Below are 13,638 nucleotides of genomic sequence, written 5' to 3' on the forward strand. Positions count from 1 at the left end.
GTCGAAATCCCACGGAAGCGGAAGGAGAGCATGGCGGCCTGCGCAAGCCCGCCCTGATCTCCGGCCACCCAGGAAGCCGACGACACAAGCGCAGTGTGGATGCGCACACCCCCCCGCCCGGCGGCGGCGTTCACGCCCCAGTCCGAGCACGTAATTGCTGAAGCAAGGCCAGTTTTAGCCCAGCGAATCATCGGTTCCAGATGCCCGATCCGGCCCTGGAACCAGGAACATACCAAGTGAGCTCATCATGACGACACTGATCCCCGGCTACTCGACAGAGCAGATTGCAGGCCTGTCCACGCGCACGCTGTCCCGCCTCACCTCCGAAGACTGGGCGGCATTCAGCAGCGACCAGATCATTGCGCTGACGACCCGTCAATTCGCCTCGCTGGGCACTTTGGCGCTCGCGTCCTTGAGCTCCGACCAGGTGGCCTTCTTCCAGACCGACGATTTGCGGGTCTTGAGCAGCGCGGCGATCCGCCAGCTCAGCACCGACAAGCTGGCGGCCTGGAACTCCGACCAGTTCGGCGCCCTGACCACCGCCCAGGTCAATGCCCTGACGGCGAGCCAGGTCCAGGGCTTGGGCAGCGACGACTTGAACGCGCTGAACTCGGCACAGTTCCGGGCCATGAGCTCGACCCAGGTGGCGGCCATCACCACCGATCAGCTCAAGACCATGACCACGGAGGATGTCTCTGCGATTGGCACCTCCGGCCTGCGCGGCCTGAGCGCCGGGCAGCTGGGGGCCCTGACCACCGATCAAATCGTCTCGCTGACCACCCAGCAAGCGGCGGGCTTGAACAGCACCCAGGTCTCGGGCCTGAGCACCGAGCAGCTGTCCAAACTGGCCACCGACGATCTGCAGGCGCTGAACACCAGCGCCTTGCGCAATCTGACGACCGAGCAGCTCGGCGCCCTGGCCTCTGACCAGATCGGCGCCCTGACCACCGCGCAAGTCAATGCACTGACCGCCGGCCAGATCCAGGGCCTCTCCAGCGATGACCTGAACGCCTTCACCACGGCGCAGTTCCGCGGCATGAGTTCGACCCAGGTCGGCGCCATCAGCACCGACCAGATCAAGACCTTGACCACCGAGGACTTTGCCGCCATCAGCACCAGCGGCCTGCGCGGCCTGAGCGCTGGTCAAGTGGGCGCCCTGACGACCGACCAGATCGTCGCCCTGACCACCCAACAAGCGGCCGCCCTGAACAGCAGTCAGGTCGCCGGCCTGGGCACCGAGCAGGTGTCCAAGCTCGCCACCGATGATCTGCAAGCCATCAACTCGGCGGCACTGCGCAATCTCAGCACCGACCAGCTCGGCGCGCTCGCCTCGGACCAACTGGGCGCCCTGACCACTGCGCAAGTCAATGCACTGACCGCCGGCCAGATCCAGGGCCTGTCCAGCGATGACCTGAACGCCTTCACCACCGCCCAGTTCCGCGCCATGAGTTCGGGCCAGGTGGCTGCCATCTCGACGGACCAGGTCAAGACATTGACCACCGAGGACTTTGCCGCCATCGGCACGGGTGGCCTGCGTGGCCTGACGGCCGGCCAGGTCGGCGTGCTGACCACCGACCAGATCGTCGCCCTGACCACCCAGCAAGCCGCCGCCCTGAACAGCGTGCAGGTCGCGGGCTTCAGCACCGAGCAAGTCTCCAAGCTGGCCACCGAGGACCTGCAAGCCATCAACACCAGCGCCCTGCGCAACCTCAACAGCGATCAGCTCGGTGCCTTGGCATCCGACCAGCTCGGCGCCCTGACCACCGCGCAAGTCAATGCACTGACGGCCGGCCAGATCCAAGGCCTGTCCAGCGATGACCTGAACGCCTTCACCACCGCCCAGTTCCGCGCCATGAGCTCGGCCCAGGTCGGCGCCATCAGCACCGACCAGATCAAGACCCTGACCACCGAGGACCTGGCGTCCATCGGCACGGGTGGCCTGCGTGGCCTGACGGCCGGCCAGGTCGGCGCCCTGACCACCGACCAGATCGTCGCCCTGACCACCCAGCAAGCCGCCACGCTCAACAGCGTGCAGATCGCCGGCCTGGGCACGGAACAAGTCTCCAAGCTGGCCACCGATGACTTGCAAGCCATCAACACCAGCGCCCTGCGCAATCTGACGACCGAGCAGCTCGGTGCCCTGGCCTCTGACCAGATTGGCGCCCTGACCACCGCCCAAGTCAATGCGCTGACCGCGGGCCAGATCCAAGGTCTGTCCAGTGACGACCTCAATGCGCTGACCACGGCACAGTTCCGCGCCATCAGCTCGACGCAAGTCGGCGCCATCAGCACCGACCAGATCAAGACCCTGACCACCGAGGATGTCGCGGCCATCGGTACCAGCGGCCTGCGTGGCCTGAGCGCCGGCCAGGTCGGCGCGCTGACCACCGACCAGATCGTCGCCCTGACGACCCAGCAAACCGCCGCCCTGAACAGCGTGCAGATTGCCGGCCTGGGCACGGAGCAAGTCTCCAAGCTGGCCACCGATGACCTGCAAGCCATCAACACCAGCGCCCTGCGCAACCTCAACAGCGACCAGCTCGGTGCCCTGGCATCCGACCAGCTCGGCGCCCTGACCACCGCGCAAGTCAACGCACTGACGGCCGGCCAGATCCAAGGCCTGTCCAGCGATGACCTGAACGCCTTCACCACCGCGCAGTTCCGCGCCATGAGCTCGACGCAAGTTGGCGCGATCAGCACCGACCAGGTCAAGACCCTGACCACCGAGGACTTCGCCGCCATCGGCACCGGCGGCCTGCGGGGCCTGACCGCGGGCCAAGTGGGTGTGCTGACGACCGACCAGATCGTGGCCCTGACCACGGCCCAGGCCGCGGCGCTCAACAGCGTGCAGATTGCCGGCCTGGGCACGGAGCAAGTCTCCAAGCTGGCCACCGATGACCTGCAAGCCATCAACACCAGCGCCCTGCGCAACCTCAACAGCGATCAGCTCGGTGCCCTGGCCTCCGACCAGCTCGGCGCCCTGACCACGGCGCAGGTCAATGCACTCACGGCCGGCCAGATCCAAGGCCTGTCCAGCGACGACCTGAACGCCTTCACCACCGCGCAGTTCCGCGCCATGAGCTCGGCCCAGGTCGGCGCCATCAGCACCGACCAGATCAAGACCCTGACCACCGAGGACCTGGCGTCCATCGGCACGGGTGGCCTGCGTGGCCTGACGGCCGGCCAGGTCGGCGCCCTGACGACCGACCAGATCGTCGCCCTGACCACCCAGCAAGCCGCCACGCTCAACAGCGTGCAGATTGCCGGCCTGGGCACGGAGCAAGTCTCCAAGCTGGCCACCGATGACCTGCAAGCCATCAACACCAGCGCCCTGCGCAACCTCAACAGCGACCAGCTCGGTGCGCTGGCGTCCGACCAGCTCGGCGCGCTGACCACGGCGCAAGTCAATGCGCTGACGGCCAGCCAGATCCAGAACCTGTCCAGCGACGACCTGAACGCCTTCACCACGGCCCAGTTCCGCGCCATGAGCTCGACCCAGGTCGCGGCCATCACGACCGATCAGATCAAGACCCTGACGACCGAGGACTTTGCCGCCATCGGCACGGGCGGCCTGCGTGGCCTGACGGCCGGCCAGCTGGGGGCCCTGACGACCGACCAGATCGTCGCCCTGACCACCCAGCAAGCCGCCGCCCTGAACAGCGTGCAGATTGCCGGCCTGGGCACGGAGCAAGTCTCCAAGCTGGCCACCGATGACTTGCAAGCCATCAACACCAGCGCCTTGCGCAACCTCAACAGCGATCAGCTCGGTGCGCTGGCGTCCGACCAGCTCGGCGCCCTGACCACCGCACAAGTCAATGCACTGACGGCCGGCCAAATCCAGGGCCTGTCCAGCGATGACCTGAACGCCTTCACCACGGCCCAGTTCCGCGCCATGAGCTCGACGCAAGTTGGCGCGATCAGCACCGACCAGGTCAAGACCCTGACCACCGAGGACTTCGCCGCCATCGGCACAGGCGGCCTGCGGGGCCTGAGCGCCGGCCAGGTCGGCGCCCTGACCACCGACCAGATCGTTGCGCTGACCACGGCCCAAACGGCTGCGCTCAACAGCGTGCAGGTGACCGGCCTGACGACGGAGCAGATCTCCAAGCTGGCCACGGACGACCTGCAAGCCATCAACACCAGCGCCCTGCGGGCCCTGAGTACCGAACAGGTCGGCGCACTCGCCTCGGATCAGCTGGCCTCCCTGACCACCCTGCAGGTGAACGCACTGAACAACGGCCAGGTGCAAGGCCTGGTGACCGACGACCTCAACTCGCTGACCACGGCCCAGTTCCGGGCCATGAGCTCGACCCAGGTCGCGGCCATCACCACCGACCAGATCAAAGCCCTCTCCACCGAGGACTTTGCCGCCATCGGCACGGGTGGCCTGCGTGGCCTGACGGCCGGCCAGGTCGGCGTGCTGACCACCGACCAGATCGTCGCCCTGACCACCCAGCAAGCCGCCGCCCTGAACAGCGTGCAGGTCGCGGGCTTCAGCACCGAGCAAGTCTCCAAGCTGGCCACCGAGGACCTGCAAGCCATCAACACCAGCGCCCTGCGCAACCTCAACAGCGATCAGCTCGGTGCCTTGGCATCCGACCAGCTCGGCGCCCTGACCACCGCGCAAGTCAATGCACTGACGGCCGGCCAGATCCAAGGCCTGTCCAGCGATGACCTGAACGCCTTCACCACCGCCCAGTTCCGCGCCATGAGCTCGGCCCAGGTCGGCGCCATCAGCACCGACCAGATCAAGACCCTGACCACCGAGGACCTGGCGTCCATCGGCACGGGTGGCCTGCGTGGCCTGACGGCCGGCCAGGTCGGCGCCCTGACCACCGACCAGATCGTCGCCCTGACCACCCAGCAAGCCGCCACGCTCAACAGCGTGCAGATCGCCGGCCTGGGCACGGAACAAGTCTCCAAGCTGGCCACCGATGACTTGCAAGCCATCAACACCAGCGCCCTGCGCAATCTGACGACCGAGCAGCTCGGTGCCCTGGCCTCTGACCAGATTGGCGCCCTGACCACCGCCCAAGTCAATGCGCTGACCGCGGGCCAGATCCAAGGTCTGTCCAGTGACGACCTCAATGCGCTGACCACGGCACAGTTCCGCGCCATCAGCTCGACGCAAGTCGGCGCCATCAGCACCGACCAGATCAAGACCCTGACCACCGAGGATGTCGCGGCCATCGGTACCAGCGGCCTGCGTGGCCTGAGCGCCGGCCAGGTCGGCGCGCTGACCACCGACCAGATCGTCGCCCTGACGACCCAGCAAACCGCCGCCCTGAACAGCGTGCAGATTGCCGGCCTGGGCACGGAGCAAGTCTCCAAGCTGGCCACCGATGACCTGCAAGCCATCAACACCAGCGCCCTGCGCAACCTCAACAGCGACCAGCTCGGTGCCCTGGCATCCGACCAGCTCGGCGCCCTGACCACCGCGCAAGTCAACGCACTGACGGCCGGCCAGATCCAAGGCCTGTCCAGCGATGACCTGAACGCCTTCACCACCGCGCAGTTCCGCGCCATGAGCTCGACGCAAGTTGGCGCGATCAGCACCGACCAGGTCAAGACCCTGACCACCGAGGACTTCGCCGCCATCGGCACCGGCGGCCTGCGGGGCCTGACCGCGGGCCAAGTGGGTGTGCTGACGACCGACCAGATCGTGGCCCTGACCACGGCCCAGGCCGCGGCGCTCAACAGCGTGCAGATTGCCGGCCTGGGCACGGAGCAAGTCTCCAAGCTGGCCACCGATGACCTGCAAGCCATCAACACCAGCGCCCTGCGCAACCTCAACAGCGATCAGCTCGGTGCCCTGGCCTCCGACCAGCTCGGCGCCCTGACCACGGCGCAGGTCAATGCACTCACGGCCGGCCAGATCCAAGACCTGTCCAGCGACGACCTGAACGCCTTCACCACCGCGCAGTTCCGCGCCATGAGCTCGGCCCAGGTCGGCGCCATCAGCACCGACCAGATCAAGACCCTGACCACCGAGGACCTGGCGTCCATCGGCACGGGTGGCCTGCGTGGCCTGACGGCCGGCCAGGTCGGCGCCCTGACGACCGACCAGATCGTCGCCCTGACCACCCAGCAAGCCGCCACGCTCAACAGCGTGCAGATTGCCGGCCTGGGCACGGAGCAAGTCTCCAAGCTGGCCACCGATGACCTGCAAGCCATCAACACCAGCGCCCTGCGCAACCTCAACAGCGACCAGCTCGGTGCGCTGGCGTCCGACCAGCTCGGCGCGCTGACCACGGCGCAAGTCAATGCGCTGACGGCCAGCCAGATCCAGAACCTGTCCAGCGACGACCTGAACGCCTTCACCACGGCCCAGTTCCGCGCCATGAGCTCGACCCAGGTCGCGGCCATCACGACCGATCAGATCAAGACCCTGACGACCGAGGACTTTGCCGCCATCGGCACGGGCGGCCTGCGTGGCCTGACGGCCGGCCAGCTGGGGGCCCTGACGACCGACCAGATCGTCGCCCTGACCACCCAGCAAGCCGCCGCCCTGAACAGCGTGCAGATTGCCGGCCTGGGCACGGAGCAAGTCTCCAAGCTGGCCACCGATGACTTGCAAGCCATCAACACCAGCGCCTTGCGCAACCTCAACAGCGATCAGCTCGGTGCCCTGGCCTCCGACCAGCTCGGCGCCCTGACCACCGCGCAAGTCAATGCACTGACCGCCGGCCAGATCCAGGGCCTGTCCAGCGATGACCTGAACGCCTTCACCACGGCCCAGTTCCGCGCCATGAGCTCGACCCAGGTCGCGGCCATCACCACCGATCAGATCAAGACCTTGACGACGGATGACTTGTCTTCCATCGGCACGGCAGGTCTGCGCGGCTTGGCGGCAGCTCAGGTCGGCGCCCTGACCACCGACCAGATCGTTGCGCTGACCACGGCCCAAACGGCCTCGCTCAACAGCATCCAGGTCAGCGGTTTGAGCACCGAGCAGATGTCTAAACTGGCCACCGATGACCTGCAGGCCATCAACACCAGCGCCCTGCGCAACCTCAACAGCGATCAGCTCGGTGCCCTGGCATCCGACCAGCTCGGCGCACTGAGCACGGCGCAAGTCAACGCGCTGACGGCCGGCCAGATCCAAGGTCTGTCCAGCGATGACCTGAACGCCTTCACCACGGCACAGTTCCGCGCCATGAGCTCGACCCAGGTCGGCGCCATCACCACCGACCAGGTCAAGACCTTGACGACGGAGGATCTGTCCTCCATCGGCACGGGCGGCCTGCGTGGCCTGACGGCCGGCCAGCTCGGCGCCCTGACCACGGACCAGGTGATTGCGCTGAGCACCACCCAGTTCGCTGCGCTGAACAGCGTCCAGGTGGTGGGCTTCGGCACCGAGCAGATGTCCAAGATTGCCACCGAGGATCTGCAAGCCATCAACACCAGCGCCCTGCGCAACCTCAACAGCGAGCAGCTTGGTGCCTTGGCTTCGGACCAGCTGGGAGCTCTGAGCACCAACCAGGTCAATGCCCTGACCGCCGGCCAGATCCAGACCCTGTCGAGTGACGACCTGAACGCCTTCACCACGGCCCAGTTCCGCGCCATGAGCTCGGCCCAGGTCGGTGCCATCACCACCGACCAGGTCAAGACCCTGACGACCGAGGACTTTGCCGCCATCGGCACGGGCGGTCTGCGTGGCCTGACGGCCGGCCAGGTCGGCGTGCTGACGACCGACCAGATCGTCGCCCTGACCACCCAGCAAGCCGCCACGCTCAACAGCGTGCAGATTGCCGGCCTGGGCACGGAACAAGTCTCCAAGCTGGCCACCGATGACCTGCAGGCGATCAACACCAGCGCCCTGCGCAATCTGACGACCGAGCAGCTGGGAGCCTTGGCATCCGACCAGCTCGGCGCCCTGACCACCACGCAAGTCAATGCCCTGACCGCCGGCCAGATCCAGGGCCTGTCCAGTGACGACCTGAACGCCTTCACCACGGCCCAGTTCCGCGCCATGAGCTCGAGCCAGGTGGCGGCCATCTCCACGGATCAGGTCAAGACCCTGACCACCGAGGACCTGGCGTCCATCGGCACCGCGGGCCTGCGCGGCCTGACAGCCGGTCAAGTCTCCGCTCTGACCACGGACCAGGTGATCGCCCTGAGCACCCAGCAGATGGCCGTCCTGAACAGCGTGCAAGTCGCCGGTCTGGGCACGGAACAAATGTCCAAGCTGGCCACCGACGACCTGCAAGCCATCAACAGCAGTGCCTTGCGCGCCTTCAACACCGAGCAATTGGGTGCCTTGGCGTCCGACCAGCTCGGCGCCCTGACCACCGCACAAGTCAACGCGCTGACCGCCAGCCAGATCCAGGGCCTGTCCAGCGACGACCTGAACGCCTTCACCACGGCCCAGTTCCGCGCCATGAGCTCGGGCCAGGTCGCGGCCATCACCACCGATCAGATCAAGACGCTGACGACGGAAGACCTATCTTCCATCGGCACGGCGGGTCTGCGTGGCTTGACGGCCGGCCAGGTAGGCGCATTGACCACCGACCAGGTGGTCGCGCTGACCACGGCCCAAGCGGCGACGCTGAACAGCGTTCAGATCGTGGGACTGAGCACCGAACAGGTCTCCAAGCTGGCGACGGATGATCTGCAAGCGCTGAACACCAGTGCCCTGCGAGCCCTGAGCACCGAACAACTCGGCGCACTGGCCTCCGACCAACTCGGCGCCCTCAGCACGGCACAGGTCAATGCCTTGACCAATGCACAGATCCAAGGCCTGTCCAGCGACGACCTGAACGCCTTCACCACGGCGCAGTTCCGCGCCATGAGTTCAGGCCAGGTGGCCGCCATCTCCACGGATCAGATCAAGACCCTGACCACCGAGGACCTGGCCGCCATCGGCACCACCGGTCTGCGCGGCCTGAGCGCCGGCCAGCTGGGTGTGCTGACGACCGACCAGATCATCGCCCTGACCACCACCCAGGCGGCTGCATTGAACAGCGCTCAGGTCGCTGGCTTCGGCACCGAGCAGATGAGCAAGCTGGCCACGGATGACCTGCAGGCGATCAACACCGGCACGCTGCGCAACCTGAGCACTGACCAGCTCGGCGCCCTGGGCTCCGATCAGCTGGGCGCTCTGAGCACCACGCAGGTCAATGCCTTGACCGCAGGCCAGATCCAAGGCCTGGCCAGCGATGATCTGAATGCCTTCACCACGGCCCAGTTCCGCGCCATGAGCTCGACCCAGGTCGGCGCCATCAGCACCGACCAGATCAAGACGCTGACGACGGAAGACTTCTCGTCCATCGGCACCGCGGGCTTCCGCGGCCTGACGGCCGGGCAGTTGGGCGCGCTGACCACCGACCAGGTGATCGCGCTGACCACGCAGCAGGCCAATGCCTTGAACAGCTCGCAAGTGGGAGGTTTCACGACCGAGCAGATGTCCAAGCTGGCCACCGATGACCTGCGTGCCTTGACCACCTCGGCGCTGCGCAACTTCAGCACCGAGCAGTTCGAGGCCCTGACCACCGAGCATCTGGTGAACTTCACGACCCAGCAGTTCCAGTCCATCACCGTCAACCAGCTCGACACCCTGAGCACCGACGACATGGTGGCGCTGACAACCACCCAGGTCGCGACCTTCAGCTCGATCCAGATCGGCAGCCTGAGCACGGAGCAGTTCTCCAAGTTTGTGTCCGAGGACATCAAGGCCTTCACCACGGCCCAGATGGCGGGCCTGACCACGGAGCAGATCCACAGCATCACCTCGGATCAGATCAAGGGCTTCGACGCCGAAGATCTGGCCAAGCTGAACATGGCTCAGGTCCTGTCCTTCGCCACCGAATCTCTGGCAGCGCTGACAGCAGCCCAGTTGGACGGTCTCTACCTGGCCACCCCGATCGTGCTGGACCTGGACGGCAACGGCATCAGCACGCTGAGCGCGGCCGACGGCGTGAACTTTGACGTCAACGGCACGGGCAACACCAGCCAGAAATGGGGCTGGGTTGGCGGCAACGACGGCCTGCTGGTGCGCGACCTGAATGGTGACGGCATCATCAACAGCGGCAAGGAGTTGTTCGGCTCGGGCACGGAACTGGGCTCCGGTCAACGCGCCACCGACGGCTATGCCGCGATGCGCGAGCTGGATCTCAACCACGACGGCAAGCTCAATGCGCTGGATCAGAGCTTCGGCGAGCTCAAGGTCTGGGTCGATGCGGACAGCGACGGCCAAACCGATGGCGGCGAGCTGAAATCCTTGCAAGAGCTGGGCATCACCGAGATGAACCTGGCGGCGCAAGCCAACAGCACGATCGACCAGGGCAATCTGGTGGGACTGGTGTCGGGCTACACGACCAGCGACGGTCAGACCCACACCATGGCCGATGTCTGGTTCGCCAAGGACAACAGCCAGGCCGCAGCTCCCGCGCCGCAGCTGGGGGATGTGCTGGCCGGACCGGCAGGCACCCTGCTCGGCGAAGGGGCCGCGGTCAAGGGCAGCGATCTGGATCACAGCCAGAACGCGCAGGTGAGCCAGCAACACCTGTTCGTCAAGCAGCGTCCCGACGACGACGAGCTGCAGCGCATGAACCCGCTGATCTGATCGATCAGCCCGGACCCGGCCCCAACCCAGGGCCGGGTCGCCCCGCACACCGCGGGGCTGCGAGCCCCGAGCGGGGCGCCCTCCACGGCGCCCTCTCTCGGGGCTCGCTTGCTTTATGCTCCCCCGACAACCGATCCACGCCGCCTCCATCCCTGCCATGTCCGACACGCCTGCCACCGATCCTCGCGCGCCCCGCATCCACGCCCTGGCCGATGTGCAAAGCCCGCACATCGGCGCCGGCACGCAGATCTGGCAGTTCTGTGTGGTGCTGGCCGGCGCGCGCATCGGCGCGGACTGCAATCTCAATGCCCAGGTGTTTGTGGAAAACGATGTCTGCCTGGGCGACCGGGTGACGGTGAAAAGCGGCGTGCAGCTCTGGGATGGGCTGAGCGTGGCCGACGATGTCTTCATCGGGCCCAATGTCAGCTTCACCAACGACCGCACGCCGCGCTCCAAGCGCTATCCGGCCGAGTTCCAGCGCACCCGCATCGAGCGCGGCGCCTCGATCGGGGCCAATGCCACCATCCTCGGCGGCGTGACGATTGGGGCGGGCGCCTTGATCGGCGCCGGCAGCGTGGTGACCCGCGATGTGCCCGCGGGCGAGTTGTGGGTGGGCAACCCGGCCCGCTCCCGCGGCCCGGCACCGGCCTGAGCCTTCAGGCCCGGGCTGGCATCACACGCTGGCTCGAACGACCTGGATCAGGCGCTCGACCTGGGCCTCACTCATGCCCGGCCACAGCGGCAGGCTCAGCACCCGGGCATGGATGGCCTCGGCGATGGGAAAGTCACCGGGGCCATAGCCCAGCTCGGCATAGGCCGGCTGCAGATGCGGCGGCACCGGGTAGTGGATCAGGCTGCCCACGCCCTGGGCCTCGAGCGCGGCGGCCAGGCGGTCGCGCGCCTCATGCTGCACCACAAAGAGATGCCAGGCAGAGCGCAGGCCCTCGGGCTCGACCGGCAGCTGCAGCGGCAGGCCGGACAGACCATCGCGCAGCTGCGCCGCCAGGCGGCGGCGCTCGTCGGTGGCCGCCTGCAAATGCGGCAGCTTGGCGGCCAGCACGGCGGCCTGGATCTCATCCAGGCGCGAGTTGATGCCCTTGACTTCGTTGTGGTACTTGATGCGCGAGCCGTAGTTGCGCAGCACGCGCAGCTGGGCATCAAGCGCCGCATCGGCCGTGGTGACACCGCCGCCATCGCCCATGGCGCCGAGGTTCTTGCCCGGGTAGAAGCTCCAGGCCGAGATGTCCGCCAGGCTGCCGACGCGGCGACCGCGGTACTCGGCCGCATGGGCTTGGGCGCAGTCGTCCAACACCTTGAGGCCGTGGCGGCGGGCCAGGGCCACCAAGGCATCCATCTCGGCCGGCAGGCCGTAGAGATGCACTGGCAACAGCACCTTGGTCCGGGGCGTGATCGCCGCTTCGACGCGGGCCGGGTCGAGGTTGTAGGTCTGCGGGTCGGGCTCCACCGGCACCGGCCGGGCGCCGCACTGGCTGACCGCCAGCCAGGTGGCCACATAGGTGTTGCTGGGCACGATGACCTCGTCACCCGGGCCCACGCCCAGGGCGCGCAAGGACAGGGTCAGCGCATCCAGGCCATTGGCGACACCGGCGCAATGCTGGGTCTGGCAAAAGCGCGCGTAGGCCACCTCGAACTGCTGCAGCTCCTGGCCGAGCAGAAACCAGCCGCTGCCGGCCACGCGCAGCAGGGCCGCGTCGATCTCGGCCTGGGCGCTGCGGTAGGCCGGCTGCAGATTGAGGAAAGGAATCTTCGCAATCTCGCTCATGCCTGGGCTCCCGCGGCGGCCTTGGCTTCCTTCACCGCAGCCAGGAACTCGTCGTAATTGCGGATGTAGTCTTCGGCGCTGTAAGTGTCCGACGCCAGAACGAGCAAGACGGCGTCGGGCGAAAACTGGTACTGGATGCCCCAGACCATGGGCGGGATGTGCAGGCCCAGGCGGGCGCTGTCGAGCAGGATCTCGTCGCGGTGCTGGCCGTCATCGACGACGATGCCGACCGAGCCTTTCACGCAGACCAGGAACTGGTGGCAGGCGCGGTGGGCATGCTCGCCGCGCACCTCGCGGCTGGGTACGTCGTAGACCATGAAGAAGCGCTGCGGCTGGAACGGCAGATGGCTGCCGATCTCGCCAAAGCTGAGGGCGCCGCGCAGATCGACGATCTTGGGCAGGCGGTGCAGGGTGGCGCGCGCCACGCTGAGCTGAGGCAGGCTGTCGGCCGGCAGGGCCACGGCCCGCGTGGCCGATGAAACCTGGCCCGGCAGGTCCACATGGGGGGTGTCCACATAACCGGTGATGTGGGCGGGATTGCCGGCGACGATGGCATTGGGTGGCACATCGCGGCTGACCACCGCGCCGTCCATCACCAGCGCGCGCGCACCGATGGTGACGCCCGGGCGCAGGGTGGCGCCTGAGCCGATGCTGGCGCCCTGGCGCACCCGGGTCTGCACAAAGGTCTCGGGCCGCTGCTTGCTACGCGGGAAGGGATCGTTGGAAAAGGTGACGTTGGGGCCGACGAAGACATCGTCTTCGATGCGCACCCCGTCCCAGAGCTGCACGCCGCATTTGATCGTCACCCGGTCACCGACCTCGACATCGTTCTCGATGAACACATGGTCGCAGATATTGGCATCGCGGCCGATACGGGCACCGGGCAGCACATGGCTGAAGGCCCAGATGCGGCTGCCCTCGCCCACCGCCGCGCTCTCCAGCAAGGCCATGGGGTGGACATAGACGCCCGGCGGCGATTGCGGTTCAGGGGTCAAGATCGGTGCATTCACGTTGCGGCTCACTCCCGGCTGGCTGGTCGCGCTTGGGTCTCAGGGACACGGCCGACGCCGCACCCGATGCTGCGCAGGATACTGGATGCGCTGTCCAAGCAAGCTACGACAAAGCGGGCTGGAGCCCGGCTGTTTACCCCAATGCCAGTGACGCGGTGGCAGACGGCACACCCTATAGACTCAGGTTTAGGGAGCGAATCCCGGCTGAATCCGGCGTTTGGGCCCGGCGGGCTTGCGCTCCAATGCAAGCCAAGGCTGTGGCGCACGCGTTTTCGGACGCT

The 13,638-nt window shown here is 66.9% G+C and carries 4 protein-coding genes; 2 read left to right on the forward strand and 2 right to left on the reverse strand.

The features are described 5' to 3' along the window. Positions 1–247: 247 nt before the first annotated feature. Positions 248–10,564 carry a hypothetical protein gene (locus tag C1O66_RS05240; protein WP_102766920.1) on the forward strand — a complete coding sequence of 3,439 codons (10,317 nt, stop codon included), beginning with the start codon at positions 248–250 and terminating at the stop codon, positions 10,562–10,564. 157 nt (positions 10,565–10,721) lie between these two features. Then, on the forward strand, positions 10,722–11,216 hold the full coding sequence (locus tag C1O66_RS24565; RefSeq protein WP_102766921.1) for an acyltransferase: 495 nt from the start codon (positions 10,722–10,724) through the stop codon (positions 11,214–11,216). A gap of 21 nt (positions 11,217–11,237) precedes the next feature. Here the strand turns inward: C1O66_RS24565 and C1O66_RS05250 are convergent, their stop codons facing one another. Together C1O66_RS05250 and C1O66_RS05255 are read right to left on the reverse strand one after the other, a co-directional pair. Continuing rightward, positions 11,238–12,347, reverse strand: coding sequence for a DegT/DnrJ/EryC1/StrS family aminotransferase (locus tag C1O66_RS05250; protein WP_102766922.1), 1,110 nt, complete (start codon positions 12,345–12,347; stop codon positions 11,238–11,240). Beyond that, positions 12,344–13,357: a WxcM-like domain-containing protein gene (locus tag C1O66_RS05255; protein ID WP_243392714.1), complete on the reverse strand. Its 1,014-nt coding sequence runs from the start codon at positions 13,355–13,357 to the stop codon at positions 12,344–12,346. The genes C1O66_RS05250 and C1O66_RS05255 overlap by 4 nt, the downstream gene beginning before the upstream one ends. Positions 13,358–13,638 lie beyond the last annotated feature (281 nt).

The sequence above is a fragment of the Paucibacter aquatile genome, assembly GCF_002885975.1.
Lineage (GTDB): Bacteria > Pseudomonadota > Gammaproteobacteria > Burkholderiales > Burkholderiaceae_C > Paucibacter_A > Paucibacter_A aquatilis.